The 18,254-nt window shown below is 43.0% G+C and carries 16 protein-coding genes; 4 read left to right on the forward strand and 12 right to left on the reverse strand.

Annotated features, from left to right (window positions below):
- Nucleotides 1-60: 60 nt before the first annotated feature.
- Nucleotides 61-516 (forward strand): helix-turn-helix domain-containing protein, encoded by a 456-nt coding sequence (locus ACNPNW_RS04285; RefSeq protein WP_004973749.1) that lies wholly within the window; start codon nucleotides 61-63, stop codon nucleotides 514-516.
- Between the two features lie 16 nt (nucleotides 517-532).
- Nucleotides 533-1,072 (forward strand): IS630 family transposase, encoded by a 540-nt coding sequence (locus ACNPNW_RS04290; RefSeq protein ID WP_448766593.1) that lies wholly within the window; start codon nucleotides 533-535, stop codon nucleotides 1,070-1,072.
- 7 nt (nucleotides 1,073-1,079) lie between these two features.
- Here the strand turns inward: ACNPNW_RS04290 and ACNPNW_RS04295 are convergent, their stop codons facing one another.
- From ACNPNW_RS04295 to ACNPNW_RS04350, 12 genes are all read right to left on the reverse strand, one after another.
- A complete protein-coding gene (locus ACNPNW_RS04295; RefSeq protein ID WP_448766578.1) occupies nucleotides 1,080-1,688 on the reverse strand; it encodes an ATP-binding protein in 609 nt (202 codons plus the stop codon).
- 6 nt (nucleotides 1,689-1,694) lie between these two features.
- Nucleotides 1,695-3,767: a TnsB C-terminal domain-containing protein gene (locus ACNPNW_RS04300; protein WP_005088742.1), complete on the reverse strand. Its 2,073-nt coding sequence runs from the start codon at nucleotides 3,765-3,767 to the stop codon at nucleotides 1,695-1,697.
- Complete coding sequence (locus ACNPNW_RS04305; RefSeq protein WP_005088741.1) at nucleotides 3,754-4,572, reverse strand: heteromeric transposase endonuclease subunit TnsA; 819 nt, start codon at nucleotides 4,570-4,572, stop codon at nucleotides 3,754-3,756. Before ACNPNW_RS04305 ends, ACNPNW_RS04300 begins: the two co-directional genes overlap by 14 nt.
- A 158-nt stretch (nucleotides 4,573-4,730) precedes the next feature.
- Complete coding sequence (gene glmS, locus ACNPNW_RS04310) at nucleotides 4,731-6,569, reverse strand: glutamine--fructose-6-phosphate transaminase (isomerizing) (protein WP_448766579.1); 1,839 nt, start codon at nucleotides 6,567-6,569, stop codon at nucleotides 4,731-4,733.
- An 11-nt stretch (nucleotides 6,570-6,580) separates the two neighbouring features.
- Entirely contained in the window at nucleotides 6,581-7,945 is a 1,365-nt protein-coding gene (gene glmU / locus ACNPNW_RS04315; RefSeq protein ID WP_448766580.1) for a bifunctional UDP-N-acetylglucosamine diphosphorylase/glucosamine-1-phosphate N-acetyltransferase GlmU, read from the reverse strand.
- A gap of 20 nt (nucleotides 7,946-7,965) precedes the next feature.
- Nucleotides 7,966-8,487 carry a phosphatidylglycerophosphatase A family protein gene (locus tag ACNPNW_RS04320; protein ID WP_448766581.1) on the reverse strand — a complete coding sequence of 174 codons (522 nt, stop codon included), beginning with the start codon at nucleotides 8,485-8,487 and terminating at the stop codon, nucleotides 7,966-7,968.
- A complete protein-coding gene (thiL, locus tag ACNPNW_RS04325; protein WP_448766582.1) occupies nucleotides 8,465-9,382 on the reverse strand; it encodes a thiamine-phosphate kinase in 918 nt (305 codons plus the stop codon). The genes ACNPNW_RS04320 and thiL overlap by 23 nt, the downstream gene beginning before the upstream one ends.
- A 17-nt stretch (nucleotides 9,383-9,399) precedes the next feature.
- The gene (nusB, locus tag ACNPNW_RS04330; RefSeq protein ID WP_004280924.1) at nucleotides 9,400-9,849 is read right to left on the reverse strand and encodes a transcription antitermination factor NusB; all 450 of its coding nucleotides are present in this window, start codon (nucleotides 9,847-9,849) and stop codon (nucleotides 9,400-9,402) included.
- 4 nt (nucleotides 9,850-9,853) lie between these two features.
- Nucleotides 9,854-10,324, reverse strand: coding sequence for a 6,7-dimethyl-8-ribityllumazine synthase (gene ribH / locus ACNPNW_RS04335; protein WP_004280926.1), 471 nt, complete (start codon nucleotides 10,322-10,324; stop codon nucleotides 9,854-9,856).
- A gap of 18 nt (nucleotides 10,325-10,342) precedes the next feature.
- Nucleotides 10,343-11,458, reverse strand: a complete 1,116-nt coding sequence (ribBA, locus tag ACNPNW_RS04340) for a bifunctional 3,4-dihydroxy-2-butanone-4-phosphate synthase/GTP cyclohydrolase II (protein ID WP_005105068.1) — start codon at nucleotides 11,456-11,458, stop codon at nucleotides 10,343-10,345.
- Between the two features lie 399 nt (nucleotides 11,459-11,857).
- The gene (gene exaC, locus ACNPNW_RS04345; RefSeq protein ID WP_448766583.1) at nucleotides 11,858-13,369 is read right to left on the reverse strand and encodes an acetaldehyde dehydrogenase ExaC; all 1,512 of its coding nucleotides are present in this window, start codon (nucleotides 13,367-13,369) and stop codon (nucleotides 11,858-11,860) included.
- Nucleotides 13,370-13,715: 346 nt separating this feature from the next.
- A complete protein-coding gene (locus ACNPNW_RS04350) occupies nucleotides 13,716-14,678 on the reverse strand; it encodes an alpha/beta hydrolase (protein ID WP_448766584.1) in 963 nt (320 codons plus the stop codon).
- 293 nt (nucleotides 14,679-14,971) lie between these two features.
- Here ACNPNW_RS04350 and ACNPNW_RS04355 point away from each other — a divergent pair, with 293 nt between their 5' ends.
- Together ACNPNW_RS04355 and ACNPNW_RS04360 are read left to right on the forward strand one after the other, a co-directional pair.
- Nucleotides 14,972-16,672: an NAD-dependent malic enzyme gene (locus tag ACNPNW_RS04355; RefSeq protein WP_253173810.1), complete on the forward strand. Its 1,701-nt coding sequence runs from the start codon at nucleotides 14,972-14,974 to the stop codon at nucleotides 16,670-16,672.
- A gap of 384 nt (nucleotides 16,673-17,056) precedes the next feature.
- Nucleotides 17,057-18,061 (forward strand): phytanoyl-CoA dioxygenase family protein, encoded by a 1,005-nt coding sequence (locus tag ACNPNW_RS04360; RefSeq protein WP_448766585.1) that lies wholly within the window; start codon nucleotides 17,057-17,059, stop codon nucleotides 18,059-18,061.
- Nucleotides 18,062-18,254 lie beyond the last annotated feature (193 nt).

Below are 18,254 nucleotides of genomic sequence, written 5' to 3' on the forward strand. Positions count from 1 at the left end.
TAAGTTGACAAAAATAACTAATCATGCGAAAAAGTTTTTTTAGTTAACAGATGTTCACACATGCCTCGAATTGTTTCTGTACCACTTAGTTTAGAACAGCGAGAACGACTCATTTTTCTGGCCAAGCATGCAAAACATTGGCGTGAAAGACAACGTGCCCAAACTATTCTCTGGCTTTCTGAAGGTAAAAGTGTTGCGGAAGTTGCCACTCTACAAGAACGTATCCCAGAAACCATAAGGCTACAACGCCGACGTTGGGAATTGTATGAGTTTGAATCGATTAAAGAAGGTCATCGCTCAGGTCGACCCAATACATTGATCTCAGACTATCAGGCGAAAATCCTAGATTGGGTCAATACAAGTCCACTCAATGCAGAACAAATCCGAGTCAAACTACATGAAGAATACGAAGTGTCCGTGTCTGTTGAAACCATTCGTAAGTTTTTACGTGATTCAGGTATGGTCTTCAAGCGTACCCGTCATAGCTTGAAAAAAAAGAGATCCGATTGCATTTGAACAAGCAACACAGCAGATTGAAAAATTACGAGAGCAAGCGGCACGTGGTGAAATTATATTAGGTTATGTTGATGAAACAGGGTTTTCATCTACACCTGATAACCGCTATGCGTGGACAAAGATAGGTGATGTTCATGCGGTTGATGCAATAAGATTAAAACGAGTTAATGTCATGGGGTGTTTGCTTTCAACGGGGAAACTGGTGACAAGCTGTTTACAAGAGTCAGTGAAAAGCACTTGGTTTTATGCCTATTTAACTGGAATAGCTCAACAAGTAAAACAGATGTATAACCTTCCATTGGTTCTTATTGTTGATAATGCCTCGATTCATAGAAGTAAAAAGATGGCTGATTACAGAGAGCTACTTAAAACTAACTTTTCGACGAATCTGTATTTTATTCCAGCTTATAGCCCTGAGTTAAATCGAATCGAGATGGTATGGAAGCAGATGAAATATTATTGGCGAGATTTTCAAGTCATGACAGCTGACAAAATAGAGCAATGGGTGGAGAAAGTATCAAACCAATTCGGAAAAGAATACATGTTTACTTTTTAATGACAACTTATTGTTTTTCATAATTAGTATCAAGGACTTGATCTAATGCTCGAAAGAAATTTAGACAGATCTCTTTTAAAGAGCCATTATGCGAGCAATCAATTTTTAAGTAGACAACTTGTTCAATATTGAAATTACGGTGATAAATAACTTGAGGATAGGCTGATAGAGTTCTGATCAAAGAGGTCGTTTTTCCATATCCTGAACAACCTATAAGTAGCATACTCTGGGCTGTTGATTTCACACTTTCAAATTTAAAAGCATTGAGATCCCCCTTTTGTATGCGCTCATATCCATTTTGCAGATGTTTTTGAAGATCGCCTGTGCAGGGATTTCTACCCACATAGCCACCACGAATCATTAAAGAAATTTTTTCTGTTAAAAGTATATGATTATTAAGAGGCTGAAAAAAATCATCACTAAGGCGAGCAATGGAATGTGAGCGTACAACTCGTGGAGCATTGAGATCCTGAAAAGAAGGAACTGTCCCAGATTTTAAATTGCGAGTTTGGGTAAATGCCTCTAGCAAAGGGGGTAAGGCTTCAATAAATGGATTGCCTTTATAAGCTGGTACGCCTGTATCTTGATAAACTGCTTGAACCTTTAAAGGATGCATGAAAATTTACTCCTCATCATCACTGAATAATCCAGGAGAGAATGGGAGACTATAGTCATCATCTTCTACTGATTTATTGAACTTTATAATATCAGCCATTTGTGGGTTTTCTTGCAAAGGTGTCAGGTTTGCTTTTTGTCTCTGTTCCTTTTTGTTTGCCCGAATTTGGCTAACTCTTTCACGATTTGATTGAGTCGATTGGGGTGTTTGCTTTTTGGCATTGTCAATGATTGCTTGGACTGATCTTTTAAACGCAATACTGTGAGGAGTCTCAGCATGTTTAGCATTTGCTTGGGCATGTTTCTCAAGATACTGCTTGTCCCAAACTTCCCAAAAACTCATATTTGTATAAGCACGGCTTCGGATAGCTAAGGAACAAGTCCAATAGGTTTGACTAGCAGAATTTGGGAAAAGATAGATTTTATTTGTGTCCTTTGGATCATATGCTGCTTTCAGGTTTTGAGGGCGTTGTATTTCCTCGCTGCGGTGCAACCAGCCTTCTCGTAAGACCTCACCACTATTGTAATACAATCCCCACGCATTAATTCCAAGAGGTGAGATTGAAACTTTAGTACGTGGCAATAAAGAAATTCGGAACTGTTCTGAATCAACTGTGCGGAGTTTACCCATACGATTCTCGATTCCCCAATTCCAAAGATGTATAGGAATAGAAGGGATATCTTCAGGCAGGTCTTCATCTCGATCATACTTATCTAAAACATGATGATTGTTACGGAATAAAATGGCCCGAATAATAATTTGAGTAAACTCTTTCAAGGTGAGGGCTGCTTCAAGCCTATAATCAGATTCGCCATGTTTTTTAATCCGATGACCTTTTACAATACCAGGAGCATAGGGTTTAAATTCTGCTTGAATAGTACGAAAGCAGCTTTCAACAACTGCTTTGGCATCTCCTCTTTGTGGTGGGGCTGTTTCCAAATGAACATTATAGCCATTGGTTAAAGTTTCAGCTTGTTCACTTAACATTTCTGCCCGATCAGCAAGGATCGCACTTGGTAAGCCAACCGTTGGCCAATCCTCTTCTGAGATTTCGATTTCAAACTCTTTGCAAAGAGCAACTTTGCTTCTACACGCAACGGAAACAGTTTGCATAGCGATAGCATATGAAGGGTTATCAACACCGACATAAAAGCCTGTAATCATACGGCTGAAAACATCACTTATACTATAAAAGGTCGGTCTACCGATAATTTTTGTCCGATCATCGTCTGCGACTAAATAGATGTCAGCAATCGTAGCATCTATTTCATAACGGCTGCCTGGTCCAAGTACGCTTGAGGTCGCTGTTGCAGATAATGGACGTTTATCTTTTTTGAAGTCAGTAGAATTTGTTTGAGCTTCAACAATTTGAGGTTTTGTATATTCCCGATGATAAAAATAGCGGAACTGTCTTAAAGTGGGATAATTGCGACTATCTTCATTTGGATAGTACTGTTCATATAGGCTTTGAAACTTCTGGTAAGCTTCAGTTGTTTTGAGTGGATTATTTATGAGGAGATGCTTTGAGATCGTAATCCGAAATAGCTTTTCTATATCAAGGGTGATTTGACAGCCTTCACCATCACCAAATTGACGTTTACGTCCATTTTTCTTGGTATTAGTTTCTGTACGAGTTTTACCAGGAGCACCACTATTTTTATAGTCTGGTAATAATGCGTTAGGAATTTGCCCTCTTTGCCAATATTTTCGAAGATATTTATAAATTGTGGGCTTAGACACAACGCCAGATGATTCAATTTGGTGAATCAAAGTTGCTCGGAATGATGGTTCATAATGACTTGGTTCTAAGATAATCTTTCTTATGATATTGAAAGCCTTATCTCTTTTGGCAAAGGCGATAGAGTTTACGGTTGGTTCTTCTAAAATCAAATTAGCAAAAGGATCTTTAGCTCGTGTTAAGCGTTCATTATCCAGATATTCATAGAGTGATTCTTCTCTCACTACTTCAGGCAAGGCATTCTTATTATCAATCTGAATCCAGAATATATCTCCGAAGTTAATGGAAAGAATACGGTAAAGTTGACCATCAAATTTGAGAACCTCATTAATTTGCCACATTGAGGAATCCTTCTACAAGTTGATGTTGATAGAATATGATATCTTTTACTCTCAATTCTTTGAATTTCTGAGTAATATCAAATTTGATCAGGCGATGGGCCATGAGTTGTTTTAAGTCAGCTAGAGATTGGCCAAGATCTTGTTGATATTCCCGATCAATAAACTTACAGATATCAGATAATTTCATTTGTAGATGTTGTTGGCAGGCAAACTCAAAATTATTCAAGGCATTCAGTAGTTGGCTAAAATCTTGCGTATCTTCCTGAGATGAATAGAGCCATTTGATATTATCAAGTACAGTTGGATTAAGTTCCTTTTCGGTAATAATGTACCAAGGGATATCTTTGCTGACCCAATACCGTCTTTCAATTTCTAATTTTTCAATAGTTCGAGGATCACTGAGCTCTGATAAAGGTTTGACCTGAATAACAAATTGCTTATGGGATGAACTATCTATTAAAAAGTCCGAAGTCATCACTTGATTTATGCCACGAATATTAGGATGTTTAATACCATTAGTAGAAGCGATCTCAATGGTCTCATCTCGTAGCAGGGGATATTGTTCACGTATATCTTGAACATGATCCATCCAATCTAAAGTCAGAAACACGCCAAGTTCTAGGTTCGATAGTAGGTGATGGGTGCGCTTGGTTTTAAATGAATAGATACGATGGGATAGTCCTTGGGATGGCACTTCATGAATTCTTAGCCAAGGTTTATAGTTAGCACCTGAACCTTGTCCACGTCTTTCTTTGATTCGTTTAGCAATCTGTATCTCAGTTAAGCCATTCAGAGATTTAGCCATTAAAAAGCCCAGTATACTTTTTAATCAGTATATCTGGGCTTTTTGTAGTTAACAACTATTTTGTGTAGTTAATAACTTTAATGTCATAGTTAACAACTATTATGTTTAGTTAACAATTGTTTTGTCCGACTACAAGCGCAGCCTTGATTCAATTTTAATTATTCTACGGTGACCGATTTTGCCAGGTTACGTGGCTGATCCACATCCGTACCACGCAGCACTGCCACATGATAAGACAGTAACTGCACCGGGATGCTATACACAATCGGTGCTAGCACTGCATTGACTGCCGGAATATGGACCACGTGCTTGCGCTCTTTGGCTTTAATGCCACTGTGCTCATCAGCAAAAACAAATAGTTCACCACCACGTGCCTGAACTTCTTCCATATTGGATTTGAGCTTGTCCAGCATGTCATCCTGTGGCGCCAGAATCACCACCGGCATGTCATTATCGACCAGTGCCAATGGTCCATGTTTCAGTTCACCTGCAGCATAACCTTCAGCATGAATATAGGAAATTTCTTTCAGCTTGAGTGCACCTTCTAGCGCGATCGGGAAATGCGTACCACGACCCAGGAACAGGCAGTGCTGCTTTTCAACAAAGAGTTCTGAAAGACGTAAAATTTCATCATCATGACGCAAGGTATCCAGCATGACTTTAGGCATATGCCAAAGTCCTGTGGTAATTTCCGTCATTTTTTCTGTAGAAATAGTATTTTTTACAGAACCGATTTTCAGGACCAACAGCATCAATGCAGCAAGCTGGGTAGTAAAAGCTTTGGTTGAAGCCACACCAATTTCAGGGCCTGCTAGTGTCAACAGACTATGCTGAGTTTCACGCACCATCGAAGAGGTCGCCACGTTACAGATGGTCATCGTGGTAATGTCCAGGCCTTTGGCAGTTGCACGTTTCTGTGTATCACGTAAGGCAGCTAAAGTATCAGCAGTTTCACCAGATTGGGAAATACACACATATAGCGTGTGATTCACAATCACCGGCGTGCGATAACGGAATTCGCTAGCAATCTCGACTTGGCAAGGTAGATCAATCAGCTGTTCAAACCAGTATTTGGCAATCATGCCGGCATGATAGCTGGTACCACAGGCAATAATCTGGATTTGCTGGATTTTTGCAAAGTCTTGTTCCGCACTGGCAAGAAAATCTTCACGCAGGTCATTGCCATTTAAAGCTTGGGAAATGGTCTGTTTGATCGCTTCAGGCTGCTCATAAATTTCCTTGAGCATATAGTGCTTGTATTCACCTTTAGACGCATTGCTGACGGCAGCATCCAGTTCCTTGACCGGACGATCGACAAGTTGACCATCGACAAAGACTTCAATCGTGGTACGGGTCAAACGGGCAATATCGCCTTCTTCAAGATAAATAAAACGGTTGGTAATCGGGAGCAGAGCCAACTGGTCAGAACTGATAAAGTTTTCACCAATACCGACACCAATGACGAGCGGAGAACCTTCACGTACGGTAATCAGTTCATCAGGGTGGTCAGTATGTACGATACCGAGTGCATAGGCACCTTTCAGTTGCGGAACCACTTGGCGTACAGCTTCTAACAGGCTCGAGGTAGATTTCAGCGCATCATTGATCAGATGGGCAACCACTTCAGTATCAGTCTGTGAGGTAAACACATAGCCCAAAGCTTCAAGATCATCTTTGAGTTCCTGATAGTTTTCGATAATTCCGTTATGCACCACTGCCACATTTTCAGAAATATGCGGATGGGCATTTTCTTCAGTCGGTTTGCCATGGGTCGCCCAGCGTGTATGCGCAATGCCGAGTGAACCGCTAATCTGGGATTCATTCACCGCCTGTTCAAGGTTTGCGACCTTACCGACACGGCGTTCACGCAGGACCTGGCTATTATTAATCAGTGCCAAACCTGCTGAATCATAACCCCGGTATTCCAGGCGTTTTAAGCCTTCGATCAAAATATTGGTAATGCTACGTTCTGCAATGCCACCAACGATACCACACATATTTGTTCCCCTTATTTCTTGATTTTTTGCGGACGTGGATAGTTTTCTTTGGCAAATTGCTTAGAGCGCTCTACTGCCAAACAGTTGTCTTCCACATTACGGGTAATCGTTGAGCCTGCACCTACAGTGGCGCCATTGCCAATTTTCACAGGTGCCACTAATGAACTGTTCGAGCCAATAAAGGCCTGATCACCAATAATCGTTTTAAATTTATTTGCACCATCATAATTACAGGTAATGGTTCCTGCACCGATGTTTGCACCACTGCCAACTTCTGCATCACCCAGGTAGGTAAAGTGGTTGGCTTTAGAGCCTTGACCAATCGTGGTATTTTTAACTTCAACGAAGTTACCGATATGTACCTCAGCTGCGAGTTTTGCACCCGGACGCAGTCGTGCAAAAGGTCCAATTTGGGTATCTTCCCCAACGATGGCGCTATCGAAAATGCTATATGGCTGAACCTTGGTGCCAGCTGCAATCTTGGTATTCTTGATAATACAGCCGGCGCCAATTTCAACGTTGTCGCCCAGCTCGCAATCACCTTCAATAATCACATTGATATCAATGCGGACATCCTGGCCAACAGTTAAATTGCCACGCAGGTCAAAGCGGCTTGGATCAATCAGATGTACACCTTGCTGCATTAGCTGTTTGGCTTGATAAGACTGGAACTGACGCTCTAAAGCAGCGAGCTGCACACGGTCATTTACCCCTTCAACTTCAAAAGCCTGCTCAGGTTCTACCGATGCAACTTGCATACCATCTGCCAAAGCCATCGCGACAATATCAGTCAGGTAATATTCACCTTGAGCATTGTCATTACTTAAACTTGGCAGCCATTGATGCAGTTTGGCATTGCTGACCGCATAAATACCGGTATTGATTTCCTTGATCTGACGCTGTTCTTCGGAAGCATCCTTGTGCTCCACAATGGCCTGGATCTGACCCTGTTCACGCACAATACGGCCATAACCACTGGCATCTGGCAGGGTAAGGGTTACCAGACCAATGCCGGTTGCTGTAGTGGCATCGAGTAATTTTTGCAAGGTCACAGGATTAATGCAGGGTACATCACCGGAAAGAATCAGCGAGACGCCATCTTGTGGCAGGACAGGCAAGGTCATTTGCACTGCATGACCGGTACCGAGCTGTTCAGCCTGTTCTACCCATTTAATAGCGTGTTGTGCAAATGCTGACTGAACCCGATCACCGCCATGACCATAAATCGTAATAATATTATCTGCGTTTAATTTTTTTGCCGTTTCAATGACATGACCCAGTAAAGGACGTCCTGCAAGGGGTTGTAATACTTTCGGTAAGCTAGAGCGCATGCGCGTTCCTTTACCTGCAGCAAGAATAATAACAGTCGTTGACATGTTCTAATCCTAAATATGGCTTATGCCACGATGAAGTAAAAATAAAGCAAAATACAAAGAGCAGCCCAAAGGCCGGCAATAATGTCATCCAGCATGATGCCGAAGCCACCGTCGACCTGTCGGTCAATCACACGGATCGGCCAAGGTTTCCAGATATCAAATAACCTGAACAGGGCAAAACCAACGAACACCCATAACCAGTTCATCTGGCCTAAATAGATCAGGGGCAAAAATGTGATGGATTGTCCGGCAAATTCATCCCAGACAATGCGGCCATCATCATGAACGCCCATGACCTTGGCTGTGTGGCCACAAATATATATGCCAATCAGGGACATGATAGCAATGGCAAAAACACTGTTTAAAAAACCAAGATGGAGCCAAATAGGGATAAATAAAAGTGCAAAGGCCGAACCAAAGGTACCAGGTGCTTTAGGTGCCAGACCGGAACCAAAACCAACCCCACTAAAGACAATCAGTCGGTCGGTCCATGACATGGTTTTAAAATTGATCGCAGGTTTATGCAAAATGTTGATACCCATTAAATTGAAGTGAATGATCTATGCCATCTTTTTCAAAAGTTAAGCCGTGCTGCTGCTGAATTGTGCCGATCATACTAATCGAAACATCAAGTTGTTTTTGCAATAATTTTTCGTAATTTTGCGGGCTTATTGTAAAGCATAATTCGTAATCATCGCCACCAGCGAGGGCATATTGCCATTTTTGTTCATCACTTAAGGCATACAGGGCAGGACTGATCGGCAGGTTTTCGAGTTGCAGCTTTGCACCGACTTCAGAGGCTTTGAGAATATGTCCAAGATCTTGGGCCAAACCATCCGAGACATCAATCATGCTATGCGCCAGACCTTTTAGGGCAGCACCGAGCTGACAACGTGGCGTTGGATAGTCCAGACGTTTTTGTAGTGGATGACCAAGATGCTGTAGTGCAAAAGCCGCATCTCCAACGCTGCCGCTGACACAGACCAGATCACCCGGTTTCGCCCCTGAGCGCAGCACAGCCTGACCAATATCCACCCAGCCTAATGCAGTAACAGACAGGGTTAAATGAGGACTTTGAGTGGTATCACCACCGATTAAACTCACCCCAAATTGATCGCAGCAATCATATAGACCCTGACTAAAAGCTTTTAGCCAGTCATGATCAATCTGGGGTAGGCTCAATGCGAGTAAAATACTGTGGGGGGTTGCGCCCATCGCGGCAATATCAGATAAATTGACAGCCACAGATTTCCAGCCAATCGCATGCGGATCGGTGTCTATTGGAAAATGGCGTCCAGCAACCAGAGTGTCGGCACAGATGACCAGTTGTTGCTGTAGAGGAGGGGTGAGCAAGGCTGAATCGTCACCGACGCCTAAATCGACAGAATAGGTATTCTTGCGATTGAAATAGGTGTCGATAATCGAAAATTCAGCCATACAACGAATCTACGCTATTAGTTAGACTGCTGTTTTTCTGCTGCACGCAAAGTTGTCGCTAAACGATCCAATACACCATTGATGTATTTATGGCTATCGGCACCGCCAAAATGTTTAGCCAGCTCGATCGCTTCATCTAGAACCACGCGATATGGAATCTCAAGATGTTCTTTAAGTTCATATGCACCAAGACGAAGGGTCGCAAGTTCAACACCATCCAGTGCTGAAAGTTCGCGATCGAGTACCGGGATTAAGAGCGCATCCAATGCTTCATGATTGGCAACCACTTGAGTCAACAATTCATGATAATAGCTCAGATCCACTTTGTGCATGGCATTTTCCACACGCGTACGTGCTTCAATCTCATGCACCGGATTGTGGCTCATTTGCCATTCATAAATTCCTTGTACAGCAAAGCGACGTGCTTTACGTTTTGCTGCATAAGTTGCTTGAAGTGTTTGCGACATAGCGTTAAATAGCCTTTAACAAGTTAACCATTTCAATCGCAGTCAGGGCAGCTTCGCTACCTTTATTGCCTGCTTTTGTTCCAGAGCGTTCAATCGCTTGTTCAATACTGTCCGTAGTGAGTACACCGTTAATGACAGGTAAGCCAGTGTCGAGGCCAACCACGCCCAAACCTTTGGCACATTCGCCTGCAACGAAATCGAAGTGAGGCGTGCTACCACGAATCACGGCGCCAAGCGCGATGATGGCATCGAAACGATCTGAAGCTGCCAGTTTTTTCGCAACTACAGGAAGTTCCCAGGCACCAGGTGCATGAACAACAGTGATATTATCCTCTGATACACCATGACGTTTCAATGTATCAATGGCACCTTCTAACAGATGTTCAACCACAAAGCTGTTAAAACGACCAACTAAAATCGCATAACGGTCTTCGTTCGCGAGATGTAACATACCTTCAATACGGCGAACTGCCATAACAACCTCGATGATTTCTTAAGATGTTTGTTGTGCGGTGATGTATTCCACCACTTCTAAGTTAAAGCCTGACAAGGCATTGAAACGCAATGGAGAGCTCAGCAGCTTCATTTTTTCAACGCCTAAATCACGCAAAATTTGTGCACCCACACCAATGGTCTGATACTGCTGAGACAGTGCAGAATTTGATTTTACATTTTTTGGTGCTTTAAGGGTATCTAATGCTGGACCCAGGTCCTGTAAATGGCGCTGGCCAATCCAGACCAGTACACCACGATCACTGTTGGAAATTTCTTTCAAGGCACGATCCAGGTTCCAGGCCGGCTCGCCATCCTGTTTCTTCAGTTTGAGCAAGTCGCGGGTCGGGTTAAAACCATGTACACGCACTGTGGTCACACCCTCTTTAGGCTCACCTTTGACCAAGGCCAAATGGATATCCGGGTTACCCAGTTCACGATAGCGGTACAGGTCAAAGCTGCCGTATTCAGTATCAATACTTTGCTGATCAATACGCTCAACCGTCTGTTCATTGGTCATGCGGTAATGAATCAGATCGGCAATAGTACCGATTTTCAGGCCATGCTTTTCAGCAAACACTTCAAGATCCGGACGGCGCGCCATGGTGCCATCTTCATTGATGATTTCACAAATGACTGATGCCGGTTCCAGTCCTGCCAAACGGGAAAGATCACAACCTGCCTCAGTATGTCCGGCACGGTGCAAGACACCGCCTGGTTGCGCCATCAGCGGGAAGATATGTCCTGGCTGTACAATATCTGCCGGTTTGGCATGAGCAGCCACAGCAGTTTGAATCGTGTGCGCACGTTCAGCCGGAGAAATACCGGTAGAAATACCTTCAGCCGCTTCAATCGACAGGGTGAAATTGGTCCCATGCTGGGCACCATTGGCATCCACCATTAACGGCAGATTCAACTGCTGGCAACGCTCTTTACTTAAAGTCAGGCAGACCAGACCACGTGCATGGGTGATCATGAAGTTGATGTCTTCAGGACGTACGTGTGTGGCAGCAATCACCAAATCGCCTTCATTTTCACGGTCTTCATCATCCATCAGGATGACCATTTTTCCTGCACGGATATCTGCTACAAGCTCTTCAACAGTATTGAGCGGCATCAACCTTCACCTTCTTTTTTGATCTTGATCAGACCGAATCATGACATTATTGGGTACATAGTCTAACGCTTTTTGCGCAATTTTGCCTATGCTTATTGCTTTCCCTCTAGTGGTTCATTGTTATACACAGTCTTGATAAACATGAAAAGCCGACTTTAAATGAAAGCCTGGGCTTTATGCAGGTTTTTTGAGCAATTAAAAAGCATAAAAAATGAGAAACTTAGGTGAAATCAACATAAGCTCAGACATTAAGGTGTTTTCAGAAAGTATTTTAATTTATTGTCAGTCATTCAAGGGAATTCTAGACGAACAATGCTGGAAAATTTTACCTAGTATTAAAATTTTTAAAAAATATCAGGTTAAAAGCGGACCGAAGCCCGCTTTTAATCATCAGATTGATTAGAAAAAACCTGCCGGTTTGGTTGAATAGCTCACCAACAGATTTTTGGTTTGTTGATAATGATCCAGCATCATTCTGTGATTCTCACGTCCAATGCCTGATTTTTTATAACCGCCGAAAGCTGCATGCGCAGGGTAGATGTGATAACAGTTGGTCCAGACCCGACCAGCCTGAATGGCACGGCCAGCTCGATAAGAGGTATGTGCGGAACGCGACCAGACCCCGGCGCCGAGTCCGTAAATCGTATCGTTGGCGATCTTGATCGCGTCATCGAAGTCTTTAAAGGTGGTCACAGCCAGTACAGGCCCGAAGATTTCTTCCTGGAAGGTCTTCATGTCATTGGTGCCTTTAAAGATAGTCGGCTCAATATAGAAACCTTGCCCCACTTCCTGACGTGCTTCACCACCAGTCAGGATCTGTGCGCCTTCTTCACGACCAGTGGCAATACAGCCCAGAATCTTGTCCTGCTGTTCCTGTGAGGCTTGCGCGCCAATCATGGTGTCAGTATCCAGCGGATGCCCGGTTTTAATCCGTTTCACCCGTTCAACGGCACGCGCCAGAAATTCGTCAGCAATACTTTCCTGGATCAGCGCACGCGATGGACAGGTGCAGATTTCACCCTGGTTCAGGGCAAACATGGCAAAACCTTCCAGCGCTTTGTCCAGATAATCGTCTTCCTGATCCATGATGTCGGCAAAGAACAGATTCGGTGATTTACCGCCAAGTTCCAGAGTCACCGGAATAATATTTTCAGTCGCATATTGCATGATCATCTGACCCACTGCGGTCGAGCCGGTAAAGGCAATCTTGGCAATACGGGGATTGGTTGCCAGTGGACGGCCAACTTCGACACCGTAGCCATTGACGATATTCAACACGCCCGGCGGTAAAATATCCTGAATCAGTTCAGCCAGCACCAGAATACTGACTGGAGTCTGTTCCGCAGGTTTTAACACAATACAATTACCCGCAGCCAGGGCAGGCGCGAGTTTCCAGGCGGCCATCAGAATCGGGAAGTTCCACGGGATAATCTGACCCACGACGCCCAACGGTTCATGAAAATGGTAGGCGATGGTATCTTCATCAATTTCGGAAATGCCGCCTTCCTGCGCACGGATACAGCCGGCAAAATAACGGAAATGGTCAATGGCCAGCGGAATATCTGCAGCCAGCGTTTCACGGACCGGTTTGCCATTGTCCCAGGTTTCTGCCACCGCCAACAGTTCCAGATTTTGTTCCAGACGATCTGCAATTTTCAGCAAGATATTGGAGCGGGTGGTTGGAGATGACCGGTTCCATTGTTCCTTGGCTTTGTGTGCTGAATCAAGCGCCAATTCAATGTCTTCTACAGAAGAGCGCGGCACTTTGGTAAAGACCTTGCCATCTACCGGAGAGATATTGTCAAAGTATTCGCCTTTGACCGGGGCGACCCATTCGCCGCCAATAAAATTATCGTATTGTGCTTTAAATTGAATTTTTGAACCGTCAGTATTGGGGTCTGCATAACGCATAATCTATTCCTTTATATGATTGTTAGTGGTGCAGGTCGAGCGCATGTTGCCGATCAAAAAATATAGGCGCTTCTGCATTCAGCTCTACTATAAAGAGGGAAAAAGACGGGCGGTTGTTTGTTTACAGGCTTGCTACAAAAGACAATATTTTGAGACAAGCAGCAGAAAAATAAAATTTATAAATTCTAAAGCCTTAATTTTAAAAACAAGAGTTTATAACATTTATACACCATCGAAAGATTGGCATATTTTCAATGTACTTGATTACATTTCGACCTAGTCAGGATTTAAAAGAAGCCAAGCAGGAGAAATGAGGGGTAAGTTTCATTTCTCCTTCCGCGTTTATCTAAATCCCTTTGTCATGCAGCCATTGAAACAGTTGCTGATAAACCTGCTCACGCACAGACTGCTCTGAAAGCACCAGGTCATGTAAACCGTTCTGGATACTTTGAACCGTGACATCGCCTTTGATTTTTTTGGCATATTTTTGAATGTCTTTAATGCCTAGAATTACATCACTGCTCTGCGCCGCTTTGCCCCATTTTTTAGGATATAAAGTCTGATGTGAATGCATGATCAGTACCGGAACATCGAGCTGAACACCGCGATGAATTTCTTTCTGTGCCTCATGAATGGCACGAATAAAACTGATCCGAACCATCGGGTAGCGGGTCTTTTTCCAGTCCAGACTGAAGTCCCATTCGCCTTTTAAATCCTTATGCAGGCTGGTGGCATACCACTTATTCAGCTCGCTTGGGAATTTAAGGTTGGGAAAAATTTTGGCCAGTCTGCTCAATTGCGGGATGCCGAGCGCGCGTTTGATCGGATTCATGTTGAAGTCATAAAATGGACTATTGACCCAAAGTGCTTTGATTAAAGGATGCTGCGGATGATGTGCCGCATACAAGGTCGTGGTCAGGCCGCCGGTAGAATGACCGCAGAGCAGGGCCGCATCATGACCTTCGGCTGCGATAATATCCAGTGCCTGGGTGATTTCGGCATCATATTCAGACAGGTCATACACGTTATAATATTTTTGATGCGGCAGAATCGAACGGCCGTATTTTCTCAAATCCAGCGCATAAAAATCAAAACCATGCTGATTAAAGCGCTCTGCCATTTCGGTCTGAAAAAAATAATCGATAAAGCCGTGAATATATAAAACTGCTTTTTTTGTGGATTGGGCTGCTTTTTTACGGATCAGGGTTGCTACGACTTTGCCCTCATAATCATCGGGAAAGTTTAAGGTCGCTTGCTCATAGCCTGTTCCCAAAATATCGGGCTGATAAAGCGGTTGCAGTTCACTCATTTTTATACTCGTTCATCTTATTAAATTTATGCTTTATCCTTGATGAGCTGAGGTTTTTTGTCAAACAGATCTTGCGGCCGATTTAAATTAAAAATACGAATACGGGTTAATTTTAGAAACTATCCAAAACTTAGGCTGAAAATGAGTGTTATCAGATTATAAAATCCTGCTACAAGTATTATAAATTTGCTAAATGACCCAAGAGGCTAAAATCAGGATAAGCTATATAAAATAACGAGAGTGATGTCATTATTTTGGCAGAACTGCCGAAGATTGATTAGATGAGTTAAATAATGCCCAGAGAAAATTTGAACAGTAAACGCCCTTTATATATTCCTTATGCTGGAAATACTCTGCTAGAACTCCCACTACTCAATAAAGGCTCTGCATTTTCTGAAGAAGAGCGTAGAAGCTTTAATTTGCATGGCTTGATTCCTCATGTCACCGAGACGATTGAGGAGCAAAGTCAGCGTTCTTATCAGCAGTATTGTGCTTTTAGCAGTGATATTAACAAGCATATTTATTTGCGGAATATTCAAGATACCAATGAGACCCTGTTTTACCATCTGATTGAAAATCACCTCAGCGAGATGATGCCGATTATCTATACCCCGACTGTGGGTGAGGCATGTCAGCGCTTTTCTGATATTTATCGCCGTCATCGTGGGATCTTTATTTCCTATCCTGACCGTGATCAGATCGACCAGATTATTCACAATATCAACAAAAAGAACGTGAAAGTGATTGTAATCACAGATGGTGAGCGCATTTTGGGTCTTGGAGATCAGGGCATTGGTGGTATGGGGATTCCCATTGGAAAACTGGCACTCTACACCGCATGTGGCGGGATCAGTCCAGCCTATACCTTGCCGATTACTCTTGATGTCGGTACCAATAATCAGCAATTGTTGAATGACCCGATCTATATGGGCTGGCGTGAACCGCGAATCAGCGGCGATGAATACTATGCTTTTGTCGAGACGGTGATTCAGGCGATTCAACAGCGCTGGCCAGATGCCTTAATTCAGTTTGAAGACTTTGCACAGAAAAATGCCATGCCTTTGCTGGAAAAATATCGTGATCGAATCTGTTGTTTTAATGATGATATTCAGGGCACCGCAGCAGTGTCTGTCGGCAGCCTGATTGCTGCTTCGCGTGCAGCAGGTAAACAGCTCAAAGATCAGGTGGTGACTTTCCTGGGTGCTGGTTCAGCTGGTTGCGGGATTGCAGAACAGATCATTAAGCAAATGGTTGCTGAGGGTTTAAGTGATGCTGAAGCGCGTGCACGCGTGTTTATGGTCGACCGCTTTGGTCTGATCACAGAAAATCAGCCGAATTTACTGGACTTTCAGCGCAAACTGGCACAGCCTCTTGAAAATGTAGAAAGCTGGGCAGATGCTGAGAGCATGATTTCTCTGCTAGATGTAGTTAAGCGTGCCAAACCGACGGTACTGATAGGCGTATCTGGACAGCCAGGTCTATTCACTCAGGAAGTGATTGAAGCCATGGCTGAAAACAGTGTGCAGCCGATTATTTTCCCTTTATCCAATCCGACTTCCCGCGTAGAAGCTGTTCCGGCAGATATCTTGCAATGGACCAATGGCAGAGCATTGATTGCGACGGGTAGCCCATTTGCACCAGTGAATTATCAGGGGCAGATTCATCATATTTCCCAATGCAATAACTCTTATATTTTCCCGGGTATCGGTTTGGGTGTAGTTGCTTCAGGTGCAAAACGTGTCACGGATAATATGCTGATGGCCTCGAGTAATGCCTTGGCGGACTGTTCTCCGAAACTGAAAGATCCTCAGGCAGATTTATTGCCGAATCTGGATTGTTTACAGTCAATTTCGAAGCAGATTGCATTAAAAGTGGCGCTTGCTGCGATTGAAGATGGGGTAGCACCGAAAATCAGTGTAGAAGAATTACAGCTAGCAATAGAGCATAATTTCTGGACACCGCAATACCGTGACTATCAGCGAATTACCTTTTAATTATATTCAAGATGGACTCTGTATTATGGCTAGTGGTTTGCTAGCTTGAGTTCATCTGATGCGTTGGTGAAATATAAAAAGCCCTGATCTTTTGATGAGGGCTTTTTAAACATCTTCTAGATTTTAAAAACACTGTTTTTTATGATTACTGGTTAGGGTGGAAAATGATTGAACAGAAGTATTACCGGGAGAGTTTGTTTTTGGTTATAATTTTTTGAAATATTGATCAAATACAGAACAGGGTTAATCCAATTGAATTTCTTTAAAAAAGATGTTTTTGAAAATATTAAAAAACTAGATCAGCAAAAACAAAAAAAAATAGCTGCAGCTCAGGAGTTGGGCAAGATATTGGTTCAATCTCCAGTAAAATGTATATTAGATAGTATGGCTTTGCTTACACAGTCCAAATCCTTCGAAGCGAATTCTATATTAGGGAATTCCAAATTAAATCAATTGGGTTTGCATCGGTTTCGGGTACAGTTTGCTGCACAAATGGCAGCCCAACGCAGATCAAAGTTAGCGAAGTTTATTCCTCCCGCAGATGTTGAAAGTTTTCAAAAAAATGGATTTATATTCAGAGAAAATTTTTTAGCTACAGAAGAGTTCGCGCAATTAAAACAAGAATTATTGACGACTCCGCTAGAAACACGGGAAACCCTACAAGGGGATACGGTGACTCGCCGTATGGCATTAGATGGCAAAACCTTGAATTACATGCCCGTCACCCAACAATTCCTACATTCAGATGAATGGCGAAACCTGCTGAATTACGTTGCCAGTTTTAAAGTTCAGCCCATCTCTTACCTACAAGTCATATTTTCGCATGTCAGAAAGGCCAAAGCAGATCCTCAAACGAATTTACATAGTGATACTTTTCACTCCAGTGCAAAGGCCTGGTTATTTCTAGAAGATGTTACTGAGGATGAAGGTCCTTTCGTTTATGTGCCCGGCTCGCATCAGTTAAATCCTGCACGATTGAACTGGGAACAACAAAAATCTGAGTCAATTACTGTAAAAACGGATGCCATGACGCGTCGAGGTTCTTTCCGGATATCTGAAAAAGAAGTACTTGAATTAGGCTATGCCAAACCGCAGGCTTTTGCGGTGAAAGCAAATACACTGGTGGTTGCAGATACCTATGGTTTTCATGCCAGAGCCAAGAGTCTCAAAGCTTCAGTGCGGATCGAGCTATGGGCCTATGCTCGTCGAAATCCATTTATACCTTGGTTGGGTTGTGATCCGCTTGCTTTGCCCATTTTGAAATCAAATTTAGTGCCTTGGTATTGGGCAAGTCTGGATTTCCTGGAAAAACGCTATCAGCGAAATAATCCCTGGAAAAAAGTAGGTAAAAAGTGTGCAGCAGATCCTGCTGTTCTGACCAGTAAATAAGAAACGTTTTGAACTTAGAACACTGGATCGGCCTTGAATATGGACAAAAAAGCTCATATTAAATAAAGCAGTGATTGAATTTTTTTCTCATTCTGCTGTCTACCACTTAAGTATAGGCTGGTTTATTTACTGGGGGTTTAACTTTCTTCTCTTTATTGATCGCTGTATGATAGTGAAAATTTTACATAATAAA

The sequence above is a fragment of the Acinetobacter endophylla genome (genome assembly GCF_053543775.1).